Origin of the sequence: Nonomuraea sp. K271 (genome assembly GCF_009908215.1) — a bacterium.
Lineage (GTDB): Bacteria > Actinomycetota > Actinomycetes > Streptosporangiales > Streptosporangiaceae > Nonomuraea > Nonomuraea longispora.
Map to the genome: position 1 here is coordinate 55,945 of NZ_JAAAHR010000005.1, position 17,603 is coordinate 73,547.

Annotated in this window: 13 protein-coding genes and 1 pseudogene; 4 read left to right on the top strand and 10 right to left on the bottom strand. The window is 70.1% G+C overall.

The window, feature by feature from the left end:
* Positions 1-28: 28 nt before the first annotated feature.
* Entirely contained in the window at positions 29-1,663 is a 1,635-nt protein-coding gene (locus tag GUY59_RS02905) for an ABC transporter substrate-binding protein (protein ID WP_138198760.1), read from the top strand.
* 14 nt (positions 1,664-1,677) lie between these two features.
* Entirely contained in the window at positions 1,678-2,361 is a 684-nt protein-coding gene (locus GUY59_RS02910; RefSeq protein ID WP_138198761.1) for a hypothetical protein, read from the top strand.
* Positions 2,362-2,375: 14 nt separating this feature from the next.
* Here GUY59_RS02910 and GUY59_RS02915 read toward each other — a convergent pair whose 3' ends face one another.
* The 4 genes and pseudogenes from GUY59_RS02915 to GUY59_RS02930 form a co-directional block, all read right to left on the bottom strand.
* Positions 2,376-4,427 (bottom strand): alpha-glucuronidase, encoded by a 2,052-nt coding sequence (locus tag GUY59_RS02915; protein WP_252374799.1) that lies wholly within the window; start codon positions 4,425-4,427, stop codon positions 2,376-2,378.
* Between the two features lie 123 nt (positions 4,428-4,550).
* Positions 4,551-4,832, bottom strand: a pseudogene (locus GUY59_RS02920) (alpha/beta fold hydrolase); the annotation flags it as partial.
* 4 nt (positions 4,833-4,836) lie between these two features.
* Positions 4,837-5,337, bottom strand: a complete 501-nt coding sequence (locus GUY59_RS02925; protein WP_201760436.1) for a luciferase domain-containing protein — start codon at positions 5,335-5,337, stop codon at positions 4,837-4,839.
* A gap of 59 nt (positions 5,338-5,396) precedes the next feature.
* A complete protein-coding gene (locus tag GUY59_RS02930; RefSeq protein ID WP_138198762.1) occupies positions 5,397-5,972 on the bottom strand; it encodes a TetR/AcrR family transcriptional regulator in 576 nt (191 codons plus the stop codon).
* Between the two features lie 288 nt (positions 5,973-6,260).
* Here GUY59_RS02930 and GUY59_RS02935 point away from each other — a divergent pair, with 288 nt between their 5' ends.
* Positions 6,261-7,538 carry a pectate lyase gene (locus GUY59_RS02935; RefSeq protein ID WP_201760437.1) on the top strand — a complete coding sequence of 426 codons (1,278 nt, stop codon included), beginning with the start codon at positions 6,261-6,263 and terminating at the stop codon, positions 7,536-7,538.
* Positions 7,539-7,891: 353 nt separating this feature from the next.
* The gene (locus tag GUY59_RS02940; RefSeq protein ID WP_138198763.1) at positions 7,892-8,557 is read left to right on the top strand and encodes an IclR family transcriptional regulator; all 666 of its coding nucleotides are present in this window, start codon (positions 7,892-7,894) and stop codon (positions 8,555-8,557) included.
* 100 nt (positions 8,558-8,657) lie between these two features.
* Here GUY59_RS02940 and GUY59_RS02945 read toward each other — a convergent pair whose 3' ends face one another.
* Genes GUY59_RS02945 through GUY59_RS50500 form a run of 6 tightly spaced genes read right to left on the bottom strand, consistent with a single transcriptional unit; the run spans position 8,658 to position 17,463 of the window.
* The gene (locus GUY59_RS02945) at positions 8,658-10,097 is read right to left on the bottom strand and encodes an FGGY-family carbohydrate kinase (RefSeq protein ID WP_138198764.1); all 1,440 of its coding nucleotides are present in this window, start codon (positions 10,095-10,097) and stop codon (positions 8,658-8,660) included.
* Positions 10,098-11,075: a substrate-binding domain-containing protein gene (locus GUY59_RS02950; protein WP_201760438.1), complete on the bottom strand. Its 978-nt coding sequence runs from the start codon at positions 11,073-11,075 to the stop codon at positions 10,098-10,100.
* A complete protein-coding gene (locus tag GUY59_RS02955; RefSeq protein WP_138198765.1) occupies positions 11,072-12,130 on the bottom strand; it encodes an ABC transporter permease in 1,059 nt (352 codons plus the stop codon). The genes GUY59_RS02950 and GUY59_RS02955 overlap by 4 nt, the downstream gene beginning before the upstream one ends.
* On the bottom strand, positions 12,127-13,635 hold the full coding sequence (locus GUY59_RS02960; RefSeq protein ID WP_201760439.1) for a sugar ABC transporter ATP-binding protein: 1,509 nt from the start codon (positions 13,633-13,635) through the stop codon (positions 12,127-12,129). Before GUY59_RS02960 ends, GUY59_RS02955 begins: the two co-directional genes overlap by 4 nt.
* Positions 13,632-16,058, bottom strand: coding sequence for a glycoside hydrolase family 172 protein (locus GUY59_RS02965; RefSeq protein ID WP_138198766.1), 2,427 nt, complete (start codon positions 16,056-16,058; stop codon positions 13,632-13,634). The genes GUY59_RS02960 and GUY59_RS02965 overlap by 4 nt, the downstream gene beginning before the upstream one ends.
* The gene (locus GUY59_RS50500) at positions 16,048-17,463 is read right to left on the bottom strand and encodes an L-fucose/L-arabinose isomerase family protein (protein WP_138198767.1); all 1,416 of its coding nucleotides are present in this window, start codon (positions 17,461-17,463) and stop codon (positions 16,048-16,050) included. Before GUY59_RS50500 ends, GUY59_RS02965 begins: the two co-directional genes overlap by 11 nt.
* Positions 17,464-17,603: the final 140 nt, after the last annotated feature.

The window sequence follows — 17,603 nt, forward strand, 5'->3', positions numbered from 1 at the left end:
ACCCCCCGGACACGGCAAAGGAACCCCAATGCGCGAACTTTCACGGCGTCAGGCGATCATCGGCTTGGGTGCGTTCACCCTCGTCCTCGCCGGCTGCGGCGAGGACGAAGCCCCGAAGCAGGCTGCCCAGACCGCGAACAAGGCGGGCGCGATGGCCAACTACGGTGTCAACCAGCAGTTCAAGGCAACCGAACCGCTGTCGTTCGACGTGCTCTACAACAACCACCCGTTCTACCCGCTGAAGGACGACTGGCTGTTCTGGGAAGAGCTGACCAAGCGCACGAACGTGACGCTCAAGCCGGTCGCGGTGCCACTGAGCGACTACGAGAAGAAGCGCAGCTTAATGATCGGCGCAGGGGACGCCCCGCTCGTCATCCCGAAGACGTACCACCCGCAGGAGGAGGCCTTCGTGGCCTCCGGCGCGGTCCTGCCGGTCAGCGAGTACTTCGACCTGATGCCGAACCTCAAGGACAAGGTCGCCAAGTGGAAGATGGAGCCGGAGCTCGACACGCTCCGGCAGGCCGACGGCCGCATCTACCTGCTGCCCGGCATGCACGAGAACGTCTGGGTCGACTACACCCTCGCGATGCGCATGGACATCCTGGAGGAGCTCGACCTGGAGGTCCCGAAGACCTGGGACGAGCTCTACACCGTGCTCAAGGCCATGAAGGCCAAATATCCTGACCTCTACCCCATGACCGACCGGTTCGGCATCCCCACCCCCGGCGGCAACCTGCTCAAGCTCGTCGCCCAGGCCTACGGCACCAAGGGCGGCTGGGAGTACCAGCACGCCTTCTGGGACGCCACCGCCGGCAAGTTCGTCTACACCGGAGCCATGCCGCAGTACAAGCAGATGATCGAATATCTGCACAAGCTGGTGAAGGAGAAGCTGCTCGACCCCGAAGCCTTCACCCAGCAGGACGAGCAGGCCGACCAGAAGCTCATCTCCGGCAAGTCGTTCGTCATCAGCTGCAACGCGCAGACCCTCGTCAACGAGTTCCGCGGCGCGCTCACCAAGGCCAACCCCGACGCCAAGATCGCCAAGATCCCCGTCCCCATGGGCCCCGTCGGCGACTACAAGATCGGCACCCGGCTCGAGAACGGCGTCATGATCTCCAAGAAGGCGCTGGAGCACAAGAACTTCGTCGCCATCATGCAGTTCGTCGACTGGCTCTGGTACTCCGACCAGGGCCTGGAGTTCTGCAAGTGGGGCGTCGAAGGCACGACGTTCACCAAGGACGCCTCCGGCGGCTACAAGCTGGCCGACGACGTCGACTTCGTCGGGCTCAACCCCGACGCGTCCAAGCACCTGCAGAAGGATTTCGGCTTCCAGAACGGCGTGTTCTCCTACGGCGGCACCACCAAGCTGCTGGAGTCCACCTTCTCCGAGGAGGAGCTGGAGTTCCAGAAGGTGATGAACGCCAGGAAGGCCTGGCCGGTCGACCCGCCCCACCCGTTCAACGAGGAGGAGCGCGAGCAGGCCACGCTGTGGGAGACACCGCTCAAGGACTTCGTCACCCAGCAGACGCTCAAGTTCATCCTCGGCGAGCGCGACCTCAGCGAGTGGGACGCCTACGTCAAGGAACTGGAGGGCAATAACATGGCCTCCTACATCAACCTGGTCAACACCGCCTACGACCGGTTCAAGAAGGAACACGGCTGAGTGGAGGGCCCTCGATGAGCGACGCGACCGGGGGGCGGTTCGGCACCGGGCCGCTCTCGCGCGTCGCCGCGCTGGTCTACACCCTGCTGGTCGTCGAGCTGCTGTTCCTGCTCACGGCCGCGCCGGGGCTGGCGGCGCTCGTCCTGCTCGACCGCGACGCCGGCAACCTCCCACTGGCCGCGCTGTGCGCGCTGCCCGCGGGCCCGGCGCTGTCGGCCGCCCTCTACGCGCTGCGTCACCGGCGCTCCGACCTGACGGACCTGCGTCCCGCGGCGGTGTTCTGGCGGGGCTACCGGGGCAACGTCGCGGGGGTCCTGAAGATCTGGGCGCCGTGGCTGGCGGGGCTGACCATCGTCGGGACGAACCTGGCGAACTACTCGGCCGCCGGCGTTCCCGGCTGGTGGGCGGTGCTGCTCGTCGCCGTCGCCGTGGCGGCGGCGCTCTGGGCCGCCGCCGCGCTGGTCATCACCTCGCTGTTCGAGTTCCGGGCGGCCGACGTCGCCCGGCTGGCGTCCTACTCGCTCGTACGTTTCCCCGGCGTCACCGTGAGCAACCTCTGCCTCCTCGTGGTGGCGGCGGGCCTCACGACGGTCGCCACCGAGGCGGCGCTGACCCTCCTCGCCGCGGTGTTCGTGGCGGCGCTGCTGCGCAACAGCCGCCCGATGATCGACGAGATCAGGGAGAGGTTCACCGCCTGACCGCCAGCGGCGCGTCACGGGATGCGCCGGCCCCGGGCGTCGGGCACTCCCGACTTACGGAAGAAATAGGCGTTGACCTGGTCGCGCCACTCCTCCGCACAGCGCAGCTGCTCGTCGAGCAGCTCCTTCACCCGGGCGTGCAGCGCCGGATCCCCGGGATCGGCCCGCTCCCAGAGCCGCCGGCTCCCGGCCACCTCCTCGACCCCCGCGAAGTGGGTGTCATAGATGTGCTGGATGACCGTGGCGCCGTCGTGCAGCACGTGCCCGTACGGGACGTGGTGGAAGAACAGCAGCAGCTCGTCGGGGCAGGTGCCGAGCGACTCGTAGACCTCGGACCACGGCTGCGGGTACTGACCGGTGAACCCGGTGCCGGAGGCGCGGGTGCGGTCGACGCCGACGCCGTCGCGGTCCGCGAAATGGTACGTGCCCCACGGCGTGTATTCGTAGCCGTCCACGTCGGGGCCGTAGTGGTGACCGGGACGGACCATGAACCCGACGCCCAGCGGCGCGGTGTACCGCTCGTACGTGCGCCACGAACCGTCCATCATCGCGTGCAGCGTGCTCCGCAGCGGACCCGGGTCGCCGCCCGCCGCCGGCGCGAACGTCAGGTCGATCCATTCGTCGAGGAGAGCGGCGGGCTCCAGCCGCGGGTCCCAGGCCAGGCGGCCGAAGGCGTACAGGTTCGCCTGGGCGAGCGGATGGCCCGTCCAGTAGAAGTCGTCGCCGACGTTCGACACCGCGACCAGGCCGCCGCCGTCGCCCGACGCGCCGGTGGCGACGTCGGCCACGGTGCGCCCGTCCGCGCCCCACGGCCCGAACCCGAGCACCTCCTTCCACATCGGCGCCAGATAGCACACATGCCGCTGCTGGCCGGTGTACTCCTGCGTCACCTGCAGCTCCACCGCCAGCCGGGTGGACGGCATGGCCGCGATCACCGGCGACACCGGCTCGCGCGTCTGGAAGTCCATCGGGCCGTGCTTCACCTGGAGGATCGCGTTGTCCCTGAACCGCCCGTCGAGCGGCGCGAAATGGTCGTAGGCCGCGCGGGCGCGATCGGTCGAGCGGTCACGCCAGTCCTGCCGGTGGTTGTAGACGAAGGCCCGCCAGTGCACCACCCCGCCGAACGGGGCCAGGGCGTCGGCGAGCGTGTTCGCGCCGTCGGCGTGGCTGCGCCCGTACGCGAACGGGCCCGGCTGCCCTTCCGAGTCGGCCTTGACGACGTAGCCGCCGAAGTCGGGGATGGCCGCGTACACTTGCTCGGTCGTGCGCGCCCACCACTCGCGCACCCGCTCGTCGAGCGGGTCGGCGGTGGGCAACCCGCCGAGCCTGATCGGCGAGGCGAAGCTGACCGACAGATGCACCCGGATCCCGTACGGGCGCACCTCGTCCGCGATGGCGGCCACGTCGCCGAGACGGTCGGTCAGCAGGCGGGACTCGGTGGCGTGCACGTTGACGTTGTTCACCGTGATGGCGTTCACCCCGGTCGCGGCCAGCAGCCGCGCATAGGCCCGCACCCTGGCCGGGTCGCCGCGGGGGCCGCCGTCCCGCCAGAAGATCGACCCGCCGGAATAGCCGCGCTCGACCTGGCCCATCACCGGATGCACGTCGATGTTGTCCCAGTGGTCGAGCATCCGCCGGCGGGCGGCGGGCCGGTGCCGCTCGGCGGGGCGCTCCCCGGTGAACGCCTCCTCGCCCAGCCTGACCACGTGGAACAACCCGTAGAGCAGGCCGGCGGAGTCGTCGGCCAGCACCACCGTGACGCCGTCGCGGCGGGCGAGCAGGTAACCCTCCTCGCCGACGGCGGACCCGCCCTGCCCGGCCAGCAACTCCCGCGCGGCGGGCGCCTGGCCGGCCGCCGCCGACAGGGCGAGCACGAGGTCGGGGGATCCCGTCCCATCCTGCTCCAGGGCGCCGCCGTGCCGGGCGCACGCCTGCTCGGCCTCCGCTCGTACGGTGCCGGTGAGGGGCCCGTCGCCGAGCACGAGGACGCGGCGCGCGCCGATCGCGCGGAACACGCCGGGGGGAAGCCATGCGGGATGGACGCCGGTCAGGTCGGGAATGCTCACGTGTTCCTCGGTCGGCTCGATGATGGTTGATCCATCATGAATCTACTGAAAACAGATCACGTAGGACCCCGCCCGATCAGAACCCCGCCGGCAACCGCGTGCGCGGAGCCCGCAGAAGCCCTGTCTGGCCAGCAGATCCCGCAGCACCTTCGTCACCTCCGCCGGGGCCTCATCCGCCATGAAATGCCCGCACGACACCGTCTCGTCACCAGGTCCGGCGCCCACGCCCGCCACCGGCCGGCGGTGTCGAAGCCGAGCGCGGCACCCCCAGTCCTGCTGCAGCACGGTCACCGGCATCCGCAGCCGGTTGCCCGCCCGCCGGTCGGCGGGGTCGTGCTCGACGCCGACGGTGGCCGAGGCGCCGTGCATGACGTTCTGGCCCTGTACCGCACGCCGCGACCGCCTCCGGTCAGAGAATCTGGCCCGAGGCGAAGGCATGGCTGCGGCGCACCAGCTCCCACACCGTCTCCAGTTCTCCGCCGTCGCGCGGGCCGTACACCATGATCAGGGTCGGCGGGCAGCGGCCCTCGGCCACCAGCGGGTGGAACTCGCCCCAGCCCTGCGCCAGGGCCTCGGCTGCGTCACGCTCGGGCAGCAGCAGGTGCAGGCTCCCGTCGAACGGCCCGTGCAGGTGGGCGAACTCGGTGCTGTCACGCACGAACGCCGTGGCCGGCCCGAGCGCGTGCTCGGGGTCGAGATGCAGCGCGCGTGTCTCCGGCAGGGAGACGACGCTGGCGCCGGTGCGTACGTGGCCGAGCCCGGCCATCCGCCGCCACAGTTCCTCCTGCAACTCCACCGGCGCGATCTGGTCGAGCTGCTGGTGCGGGATCTCGGGGTGGGTGGCGGGACGTTCACCGCACCGCTCCCGCAGTGCGTACGGAAGGGATATCTCTGTCTCTTGAGTTCTCACACTGAGTAATCATACATATGCGTAATGTAGCGACATGTGGGTGCGGTTCCCCCGGCAGGTCACGCCGTGATGCCCGACCCCGTCAGGTAGTGCTGCACCACCGGGCCGATCTCCCGCACCAGGGTCTCGGTGTCGGCCTCCACCATGGGCGGAAACCGCAGGACGTAACGGGTGAGCGCCAGCCCCAGGAGTTGTGCGCTGACCAGCCCCGCCCGGTGCTCCGCGTCGTCGGCTCCCGTCAGCCGGGCCACCTGTGAGGCGATCTGACCGGCGAACACCTCCCGCATGCGCTCGGCGGCCATGCGGTTCGTGCTGGCGGAACGGAGCAGCAGGACCAGCGCGTCGTCGGACAGATCGCCCTCCCATCGCGCCAGGAAATGGCGTACGAGCAGCTCGCCCAGCCGGTCGAGCGGTGGCGGCTGCCCGGTCTGGTCGAGTCGCAGATCGACGTCGACGGCGGCGTTGAAAAGCCCGGCCTTGCTCCCGTAGTAGCGCATGACCATCGACGGGTCGACGCCCACCCGCTCGGCGACCGCCCTGATCGTCATGCCCTCGAAGCCCCGCTCGACGAGGAGCCTCCTGGCGGCCGAGAGGATGGAGGCCCGGGTGGCGGCCGACCGCTCGGTGAAAGCCATGACAACAAGTGTAGGCCAACACGTGTGCGCTTCTCTCCCGTGATCACCAGCCGCACCCACGGGGGGTCCCGCGCCGGACCCACCGAACCCGCGGTGAAACTTTCACCGCGGGAAGCCGCAGGTCGGCGAGCGTACTTGCGAAGGCCTGTTGACGGTGGCCCACGAGCGTGCGATCAAAGCTCGAACAGCGACGACCGGCCTGCGATTAAGGCGGACCTCCCAACGAACTCAGCGGCCCCGGCGCGTCACTCCCGTCGGGAAAGCGCTTACCGCAAAGGAGAAACGACCTTGAACCGAACCCCTCGCTCCAGGCGATGGCGCCGGCTCCCCGCGACCCTCGCCGCCATGCTGACGGCCATGCTCACGGCCATGCTCACGGCCATGCTCACGGCCATCGTGGGCGCCATCGCCGTGACACCGCTCCCCGCGCAGGGAGCCACCGTCGACACCAGCGCCTGGTACGTCCTGGTCAACCGGCACAGCGGCAAGGCCCTCGACCTGTACGACTTCGCGACCGCCGACGGCGCGCCGATCGTCCAGTGGGCCCGCAACGACGGCGACCAGCAGCAGTGGCAGTTCGTCAGCTCCGGCGACGGCTACTACCGGCTCAGGTCGCGCCACAGCGGCAAGGTGCTGGACGTCTACGAATGGTCGACGGCCGGCGGCGCGGAGATCGTGCAGTGGGCGGACCTGAACGCCGCCAACCAGCAGTTCCGCCTGGCCGACTCCGACGGCGGCCACGTACGGCTGATCAACCGCAACAGCGGCATGGCCCTGGAGGTGTGGGAGTGGGGCACCGGCGACGGCGCCAGGATCTCCCAGTGGGACGACCTCGGGGGCGCCAACCAGCAGTGGCGGCTCGTCAAGATGGGCGGCGGCGACGGGGGCGGAGGCGACGGCGAGTGGCCCTCCGACACCGGCAGCGTGCACATCACCGAGACCCGTGACGTCGGCACGTTCTTCGACGGCGGCATGAAGCGCTACTACGGCATCGGCGACGGCGGCCAGGGCGAGAGCCAGGACCCGATGTTCGTGGTGGGCAACGGCGGCACCATCCAGAACGTCATCATCGACGCCCCGGCCGGCGACGGCATCCACTGCGAGGGCTCGTGCACGATCCGCAACGTGTGGTGGAACGACGTCGGAGAGGACGCCGCGACGTTCAGGTCGTCCAGTTCGTCGGCCACGTACCTGGTGGACGGTGGCGGCGCCAGGTCCGCCTCCGACAAGGTGTTCCAGCACAACGGCGCCGGGACGCTGACCATCAGGGACTTCCAGGCGCACAACGCGGGCAAGCTCTACCGCGCCTGCGGCAACTGCTCCAGCTCCTACCAGCGCCACGTGGTCATGGACGGCGTCACCGCCCGCTCCACCGACGTCCTGGCGGGCATCAACACGAACTGGGGCGACACGGCCCGCTTCAGCAGGATCACGGTGTACGGCGACGACACCACGATCTGCGAGAAGTACCGGGGCGTTCCGAAGGGTGACGAACCGGAGAAGATCGGCGAGGGCGCCGACGGCGTGAACTGCCTCTACTCCTCCTCCGACATCACCTGGCGCTAGCTCTCACGGGGCCCCGGGAACGCTCGGGGCCCCGTCCGCCTACTTTCCTCACAGGAAAGTGACCGGGGGGAGGGGGCACGTGAGCCACCGGAACGCTCGATCGTCGCTCGACCACATCCACCACCTTCAGGACCGGACGCGCGACGAGATGCTCCGGCAGAGCTTCTTTCCTGTACGCCGGAGTCAGCGGGCCCGCCCGCCCGTGGTTGGAGCGGCACGACGGCGCGTCCGGCACGTGCGCCGCTCGCCGGGCTCCTGCTGCGGTGGTGCCTCGTCGGCGGCGTGACGCCCACCGGGATCAAGAACCGACCGGTGTCGTGGCGCGGCCTGCCCGGCGGAGCTAAGGTCGTGACGTGAGGGATGACGAGCAGGAAAACCGGGTCACGGGGGTCGGGGTGATCGACCGGGCGGTGGCCATCCTCGACACCGTCGAGCGTGCCCCGATGGGCGCCAGCGAGCTGGCCCGCCACCTCGGCCTGTCCGTCCCGACCGCGCAGCGGCTGGCCGCGTCCATGGTCAAGCACGGGTTGTTGCGGCGCGACCGGCACGGGCGCTACCACGTCGGGAGGCGCTTCACCTCCTCGGGGCTGATCACGGTCGCCGGCCCCGTGCTCGACGATCTGCGGGCGCGCACGGGGGAGACGGCGGCCATCTGGGTGCGCCGCGGCGACCACCGGCTCTGCGTGGCCTGCGCGGAGTCCGAGGCCGAGCTGCGCGCCTCCCTGCCCGTCGGCTCGCGCCTGCCGCTGGCGGCGCGCGGCTCGGCGGCGCGCATCCTGGAGGCCGGTGACCCGCCGGACCCCGCGCATCCCGAGCGGCGCTGGCTCGAAAGCGTCTCCGAGCGCATGCTGGGGCTGAGTTCGGTGAGCGCGTCCGTCCGGCTCAACGACGAGGTGGTGGCGGCCCTCTGCCTGTCCGCCCCGCTGTCGCGGGTCGGCCCGGAAGGGCCCGGCCACCAGTACGGCGACCTCGTCGTGGCGGGCGCCGAGCGCATCGAGAAGCTCATCATGTCCGGCTGACGGCCTCCCACGAAGCTCGTCCGGTACGCCCGCCCGCCGGCCCGTCCGGTACGCCCGCCCGCTCGCCGAGCCGCTCGGGTCCGCCCGGCCGGGTGCCCGCTCAGGCGAGTGCGTGGGCGATGTGGCGGGTCGACCGGTAGAGGTCGCGGTAGAGGTGGTAGAGCCGGTCGTAGTCGCCGGCCGCGCCGGGATCGGGCTCGACCGTGGCGACGGCCGGGTTCCACCCCTCGCTCGCCACGCCGCACGCCCGCGCGGCCAGCATGGCGTCGCCGTACGTGGCCCCGACCGTGTGCGCGGGCAGCACCTGCGGCTGTTGCAGCACGTCCGACACGATCTGGGTCCACAGCCCGCCCTGCGTGCCGCCGCCGACCGCCACCAGCCGCCTGCCCGTCCCGCCCGCGGCCCGCATCGTCTCCAGGTTGTGGCGCACGCCGAAGGCCGTGGCCTCCAGCGCCGCCCGGTAGAGGTGGCCGCGTCCGTGCCGCAGGGTCATCCCGATCAGGGTGCCGCGCGCGTCCGGGTCGAAGACGGGCGTGCGCTCACCGGCGAAGTACGGCAGCATGAGCAGCCCCTCCGCGCCCCGCCCGATGGCGGCGGCCTCGGCGGTGAGGTCCTCGAACGACGCGCCGGTCAGGTCGCGCAGCCACCCGGTGATCGCCCCGGAGGTGGCCATCCCGGCCGCCAGGTTGTACGTTCCCGGCGCGATCCCCACCGTGCCCCACAGCTGCGGAGAGGCGGCCCGTGCGGCGAGCACCTCGACGATGAACATCGTGGTCCCGTACATCAGCATCACGTCGCCCGGTGCGGTGACGCCCGCGCTGCACGCCTCCGCCCAGGCGTCGATGGTTCCGGCGACCACCGGGATGCCGGCGGGCAGCCCGGTGTCCGCCGCGGCGGCGGCCGTGACCGTGCCGGCGACCTCCCCGCTCCAGGCCAGTTCGGGCAGTTCGAGGCCCGGCGCGATGTCGTCCGCCCACTCGGTGATCCACGTGTGGGCGCGGGTGTCGTAGAGGGGTGTGCACTGGCTGGCCGCGTGGTGGTCGAGCACGTACGCGCCGGTCAGCCGGTAGGCCAGCCACGAGTGCGCCATGAACATCCGCCGGGTGCGCTCCCACACGCCGGGCTCGTGGGCCCGCAGCCACTCCAGCTTCGGCCCGGCCGCCTGCGAGGTGAGCGGCGACCCGCATCTTTCCATGATCGCGGCTTTGCCGTACCGCTCGGTCTGGGCGGCGATCTCGGCGGTGGCCCGGGTGTCCACGCCGTACAGGATGGCGGGCCGCAGCGGGGTGCCGCCGGCGTCGCAGGGCAGCACGCACGGCCCGATGCCGCTGATCCCGACGGCGGCGACGCCGGGGCGGGCCAGTTCACGGGTGATGGCCAGGAAGTCGGCCCACCAGATCTCGTCCGCGTCGTGCTCGAACCAGCCGGGCCTGGGCGTGGCGGTGCGGTGCTCGTGCACCGCCGTGGCCACCACCGCCCCGTCGGGCGCCACCAGCACCCCCTTGGAGCTGGAGGTGCCGATGTCGATGCCGAGGAACATTCAGCCCTGCCCTGACAGGTCGTACTTCTTGTAGAGCTCGGCCGCGTTGTCCTTGGTGACCTGCGTGGTGCCGAGCACCTGCTTCTTCTCCACCTTCTCGCCGTGGAGGATCTTGTTGACGGTCGCGGCCGCCTCCTCCGCGCCGGTCGGGTAGATGAACGTGGCCGAGAGCTGCCCGAGCTGCACGGCGCGGATGCCGCCGTCGGGGATGGCCAGCCCGTCGATGCCGATGAACTTGATCTGCCCGGCCTTGCCCGCGGCCTGGGCCGCCAGGTAGGCGCCCAGCGCCATGGGGTCGTTGTGCCCGTACACGAGGTCGATCTTCTCGTGCTGCGCCAGCCACTGCTGCATGATAGGGGTGGCCTGCTCCTTCAGCCACTTGCCCTCGCGATCCGCTATGATCTTGATTTTGGGGTTGGCCGCGATGGCCTCGCGGAAGCCCTTGTCGCGGTCGATCTGCGGCTGGTTGGACATGATGCCGCGCAGTTCGACGATGTTGCCGCCGTCGGGCAGCAGCTTGACCGCCTCCTCGCCCGCCTTCTTGCCGATGAGCACGTTGTCGCCGCCGATGAAGGCGCTGTAGCACTCGGTGTTCACCGTGCGGTCGAGGATGATGACGGGGATCTTGGCCTGGCACGCCTGCTCGACGGCCGCCGTCAGCGGCGCGGGCTCGGTGGGCGAGACGATGAGCGCGTCGACCTTCTGCGTGATGAAGTTCTGGACCTGGGAGACCTGCGTGGCGCTCGACTGCTTCGCGTCGGCGATCGGCAGCAGCTCGATGTCCGGATATTTCTTCATATAGTGCTGCAGCTGCAGATTGAGCTGCGCCCGGTACGGCTCGGCGTTGTTCGACTGCGAGTAACCGACGACGAACTTCTTCTTCTCACCGCCGTCGGCCGACGTGGACGGGCCGGGCGCCTTGGACGCGCACGCCGCGGCGAGAACCGCGCAGAGCGCGACGGTGATGGCCTTCTTCACGATCGAGACCCTCCTCGGAAGAACTTGAAGAGATCGGGACGCTGCAGGACCACCGCCACGACGACGATCAGGCCCTTGATGACGAGCTGCCAGTTGTCGCTGACCGCGTTGAGCCCCAGCACGTTGTCCAGCAGCGTCAGGATGAGGGCGCCGACGAACGTGCCCGCGATGGTGCCCTTGCCGCCCGCCAGCGACGCGCCGCCGATGACCGCGGCCGCGATGGCGTCCAGCTCGTACGACTGCCCGGCCTGCGGATCGGCCGAGGCGCTGTAGGCGGCGTCGATGGGCCCGGCGAACCCCGCGAGCATGCCCGACAGCGTGAACACCGCGATCGTGATCGCCGTGACGTTGACGCCGGACAGGCGGGCCGCGGTGGGGTTGCCGCCGACCGCGTACACGTGCCGGCCGAACCTGGTCTTCGTCAGGATCAGGTGGAAGACCACGCAGACCACGACGAAGGCCAGCACCGGATAGTAGATCCGGTCGAACAGGTTGTGCCCCGGAGTGCCGAACAGCTGGAACGCCTCCGCCTGCGGCGTCAGCTTCCCGTCGGGCCCCGCGATCTGGGTGCCGACACTGACGTTGTCGCTGACCTGCCGGTCCAGGCCGCGTACGACGGACAGCATGGCCAGCGTCATGACGAACGACTGGATGCGCAGCCAGGCCGTGCCCGCGCCGTTGAGGAAGCCGAAGAACCCGCCCACCACCATGCAGATCGGCACGATCTGCCACGGCTCCAGGGAGTACTTCGACAACATCATCGCCGCCGTCATCGAGGCGATGCCGAGCAGCGAGCCGACCGACAGGTCGATGCCGCCGGTGAGGATCACCAGCGTGACGCCGACGGCCAGGATGCCGCGCGAGGCGAAGGCGCCGACGGCGTTGGTGAGGTTCGTCTCGTTGAGAAAGACCTCGCCCTTCGTCGCGATCCCGACCGCGAGGATCAGGACCAGGCCGATGTAGGCCTGCGCCGCGCCCAGGGCGGAGAACGCGCGCCGCAGCCGGCTTTCGCCCGGCGCCTTCGCGGGCGGGGGCGGCTCCGTCGTGGTCGTCATAGGGTCGTCACCTTTTGTCGTGCCATGGCGGCTTCGAGAATCGCCTCCTGCGTGGGCCGCTGCTCCCGCGAGAACTCGGCGGTGATCCGGCCCTCGCACAACACGAGGATCCGGTCGCACATGGCGAGCAGCTCGGGCAGCTCCGACGAGGCGACCAGCACGCCCTTGCCGCCGGCGGCCAGCGAGGACATGAGCGCGTGGATCTCCGCCTTGGCCCCCACGTCGATGCCGCGGGTGGGTTCGTCCATGAGGATCAGCGACGGCGAGGTCAGCAGCCACTTGGCCAGCACGACCTTCTGCTGGTTGCCGCCGGACAGGTTCCCGACGGTGAACCGGGTGCCGGGAGTCTTGACGCGCAGCTCGTTCACCTGCCGCTCGACGGCCCTGTGCTCGCGGCGGCCGTCCACGGTTCCGAAGCGCAGGAACCGCCCGAGCGAGGGCAGGCTGGCGTTGAAGGCGATGGTGTTGCCCAGCACCAGGCTCTGCGCCTTACGGTCCTCGGCGACCAGGGCGACGCCGCGCCGGATCGCGCCTTTGGGGCGTCGCGGGCGGTACGGCCGGCCGCCGAGGCTCATCGAGCCCGCGGTCGGCCGGTGCAGGCCGAAGATCGATTCCAGCAGCTCGCTGCGGCCCGCGCCCATCAGGCCGGCCACGCCGACGATCTCGCCCGCCCGTACGGACAGGCTGATCTCGCGCAACGGGGTGCGGCCCGAGCCGGGTTCGCCCGGCACCGACAGCCCCTCGACCTTCAGCAGTTCCTCGCCGCTCCTGCCGCCGTCCGCCCGAGGGAACAGCTCGCCCAGCGGACGGCCGGCCATCATCTGGATCAGCTCGTCGCGGTCGACCTCGGAGCGCTCGCCGATGTAGGCGCCGTCACGCAGCACCACCACCCGGTCCGCGATCTCCTCCAGCTCCTCCAGGCGGTGCGATATGTAGATGACGGCCACGCCGCGGCCGGTCAGGTCGCGGATGACCGTGTACAAACGCCGCACCTCCGCGTCGGCCAGGGCCGAGGTCGGCTCGTCCATGACCAGGACGCGCACGTTCTGCGACAGCGCCTTGGCCACCTCGATGAGCTGGCGTTCGGCGATCTTGCACTGCTTGATGAGCCGGCGCGGCGACAGGTCGAGGCCGAGACCGCGCAGCAGCTCCGCGGTCCGCGCCTCCATGGCCTTCCTGTCGAGGATCGCGCGCTCCCTGCCGAGGAAGATGTTGTCGGCGATGGACAGCTCCGGCACGAGGTTGAGCTCCTGGTGGATCATCGCGATCCCGTGCCGGCGCGCGTCCTTGGGCGAGTGGATGTGCGCCACCCGTCCGCCGATCTCGATTTCGCCCTCGTAGTCCTTGAACACGCCGGCCAGGATGTTCATCAGCGTCGACTTGCCGGCGCCGTTCTCTCCGAGGAGGGCCACCACCTCGCCCTCCGCCACGGTGAGCGAGACCCCGTCGAGGGCCCGCACACCTGGGAAGGACTTGCCGATGGCCCGCATCGTCAGAACGGTCACCGCAGGCTCCAGGCGGTGTAGGAGGCGGCCGACCAGGGCGTCTTCGGCGTGAGCCGGACCGTGATCTCGCCGCCGCCCCGGGTCGCGCTGGCCGGGATCTGGTAGGTGTCCTCCAGCCACCTGCGGCTCTCGTTGCCGAGCGGCTGCACCCAGTCGGGCAGCCGGCGTCCGTTGACGGTGACCTCGGCGCGCTGGCCGGCACGGCTCTGGTCACTCGTACGCCGCAGCTCGACGCCGTTGTTGCCGCGCTCGATCCGCAGCTTGAAGGAGTGCGGCCGCTCGGTGACCCGCTGGGTGGCCTTCATCGTGTCGGCGTTCTTCAGGTCGCCCTCGAACGCGGACTCCAGCGTCGTGACCTCGCCCTCGCCGGTGTAGCCGTGTGCCCGCTCGCTGGCCGGGTCGCCGACCGTCAGGGCGTCGGTCCGCCTGGTGGAGGTCTTGCCCGAGCCGTACCAGTAGGCGGTGGAGGAGTAGACGCCCTCGACGTTGTTGGTCCAGCCGTGCTCGATGTCGAACGTGATCGAGCTGCCGAACGGCACCGCGTCGCCGATCATCAGCCGGTAGGCGCTGGTGCAGTCGCTTTCGCCCGGGCAGCCGGTGGCGGGGGCCAGGTGCACGGGATTGCCGTGGAAGGGGGTGTTGAAGGTCTCCCGGTTGAAGTACCAGCCCGCCTGGTAGAAGTCCTCGCTGCCGGTGCCGTGGATCTGCGGGGTGCGCGAGCCGTCCACGTGGACGCGCTCGTCGCCTTCCAGGTAGTTGCGGTTGGTCGGGCCGCGCATGGTGTGGCTGACGCCGACGAACTTGCCCTGGCCGGTGGCCTTGAGGAAGGGCCAGCTCTTGCCGGGCGTGGTGGCGCCGGCATGCGACTGTGCGCCGAAATAACCGATATTTCCTGCCATGGGGCGGTTGGCCGACGTGACCGACGCCTCGCCGTCGATGGCCCGCCCGGAACCGTTGTGCAGCTCGACCGTCGCGCCCTTCCTGTACGGCATCGGCCACCAGGCCGACATCGTGCTCGTCCCGGCGTCGACGGCGTACATCAGCGACCTGACCGGCATCATGGCGTGCCCGCTGCCGAAGAACTCGCCGACCGGCGCGTCCACGGTGCGCTCGCCGTCGAAGGTGATCCTCAGCCGCAGCTTCTGCAGCACCTCCTGCGCGGCCTTGACCCTGGCGAGCTGCTCCTCCTCCATCGGGAAGGCGAAGGTTCGCTCGCCCTGCCAGGTCTGCCCGGCGATCGTGTAGCCGTGCGCCGCCTCGTCCGCCGCGTCGCCGACGTCCACGGTGTCCGTGCGCTCGCCGCCGCTGTCCACCCAGTACGTGAACTCGTTGTAGTCGAGGTCCGACGAGTGGAACACGTTCTTGACAGTGATCTTCGACTTGCCCTTCGTCGCGCTCGCCGGCAGGTCGAGGGACTCCTCGGCCCACATTCCCGAGGCGCCGGTCGTGCTCGGCGGCCACTGGGCCACCTCCTCGCCGTCCACCAGCACCTTGGCGACCTGCTTGCCGATGGCCGGGTCGATGCGCCGGGTCAGCCGCACCCCGTCGTTGCCGGGATCGATCGCGACCGTGAACTCGCTGGAGCCTCCCTTGCCGAACGCCCGCCCCTCGTCGGCCTCGGTCTCGGGCAGGACCTGCTCGGCCTGGGGCAGCCGCACCCTGATCTGCGACAGCAGGCCGGAGCCCTGCGTGCGGGCGAGCCGTACCGACCTGCCGGGGGCCAGGTCGATCGCGGTGTCCTGCGTGCGAGCGCCCGGGAGCGCGGGCTTGGGGTCGCCGCCGGCCTTGAGCCGGTCGATGACGTCCCGCGCCTTGTCGGACGGGTCGAACGTGCGCACGCCCTCCGCGTCGGCGAACGTGCGGTAGGAGACGTGGTAGAAGAGCGGGTTGTGCTCGGTGGTGATGCGCATCGACTTCCGGTACGGCATCGGCACCTCGACGTAGACGCCGCCGGAACTCTGGTCGGCGTTGCCCACGAGCGGATAGGTGAACGGCGCCCCTAGTTCGCCGTTCACCAGGTCCTGCAGGCTCGCCTCGACGACCTTGCGGCCGTCGAGCTCGATGGTGATCGTGCCGGTCTTGGTGACGTCGCCGCCGTCCCTGGTGAACCAGAGGGCCTGCACCTCGCCGGCGCCGGTGTGCTCGGCGAGCACACAGCCGCTCTCCGAGGTGCTCAGGCACGAGTACGTGCCCTCGAACCCGTCGTTGTTGTCCGCCGTGCGGTCGAAGCTGGAGAATTGTTTGGTCTGCACGCCGGTCGTCAGCTCCGGCAGCCGGTCCAGCCGCCGGTAGACCTCCCACCCGACCGGGCCCTTGCCCGGCGCCGCCTGCGCCTGCGCCTGCGCGGGTGCCGACAACGCCCCGGCCGCTACGACGGCGGCCAGCAGAGTCGTCCTGAGCCGCCTGAACCGCCTAAGCCGCATCGCCGAACCCCTCGAACTCGACACCCAGCTGCGTGCAGACCGCTTCCAGCTCGGCGACGTAGTCGCCGGGCACCGCGTGGATGTGGTTGGAGCCGAACCGCCCGAGGAACTCGGTGGCAGGCACGTGCAGCCTGGTGAAGGCGTGCGGCCACTCGAACGTCGACTGCCTGGCCATGGCCTCGTTCGTGGCGTCGTCGTACAGCTCGAAGTCGCCGCGCATCACGTGCATGCGGTAGCGGCCGTCCCTGCGGGTGAGGCGGGCGAACGTGGCGGCGCCGGGCGCGGCCAGGTGGTGCACGCTGGCGCCGCCGGCGGGGAAGAAGAACACCTCGGGGTAGAAGTGGGTCTTCGCCAGGTTCTCGGCGGGGTCGTCGGAGCGGGCGGCGTACCAGGTGGCGTGCTGACCGGAGTTGCACAGGTCCCACACGTCCTTGTCGGCGTGGTAGTGGCGCACGTCGGCGAACAGGACCGGGTCGCCGCTCAGCAGCTTGAGTATCTGCATGCTCAGCGCGCCGTCCATGTCGGCCTCGGTCGCGCAGACGTGGGTCTCCTTCGGTCCCTCCCAGTCGTAGGGGTCGTTGAGGAAGGCCTCGGCGATGTCCATCGTGCAGAAGTGGGTGGTCAGCTCGGGCTGGCCCTTGATGCCGGAGAAGTCCAGCCGCCACTCGTCGATGAGCTCGCGCATCGCGTAGTACGTACGGATCTGACGTTCGAGCAGGTCAGGCGTGAGCTGCTTGCCGTCGTAGTGGACGTTGCCCTTGGTCTCGAGCCATTCTCGGGCCTCCTTCACACGGGTCTGGGACGCGTTGTCGCTGCGGCGCACGATCTCCCACTGGTCGATCTCCTCGACGTCCACGCCGAAGGTGCGCATCCATTGGTCGGTGTTGGCGACGGCGGTGTACATGCCCATGGGCCGGCCGCCGATCCGGCCGAACGTCGATCCGCGCAGCCCCTGGACGGCCTGGGCGGCGCGCACCTCGGTCAGCACCCGGTTCCGCACGGCGGGGTCCTCGATGTCCCCCCAGGCCCGCGCGTGCACCCGGCCGACCTGGTCGAGACCGCCGCCGCCGGCCAGCATGCCGACCATGCCGGGCTGGGCGGGGTCGATGTTGGCCATGAGCAGCAGCGGGCCCGCGGTGGCCTCGGCGGCGAGCATCGTGAAATGCGGGAAGGCCCAGACCGCGTAATTGAAGATCGTCAGGTCGGGCCGCTGGTCCGCCAGCCAGCGGGCCTGCGAGGTGGCCAGCTCGTTGGTCCACACGATCTCCGGAGCCACGATGACTTCGTGCCCCTCCTTGCGCAACGCCTCCGCCAGGGCGGTGGTGGCGGCGCCGATGTGATCCACGAGATCGCGGGCGACGAAGTCGCGTCCGTCCGAGATGCTCAGCACTCCGATACGTGCCACGGGTGTTTGACCTCCAGGTTCGGAAATCGATTGCTCGGAAATCGATTTCCACCCAAGCTAGATCGCACCCCTGGAACCGTCAATGCCGCCTCACGTCACAGAATGACAACAGTAAAGGCCGGTGTCGGGAGCCGCGTTCT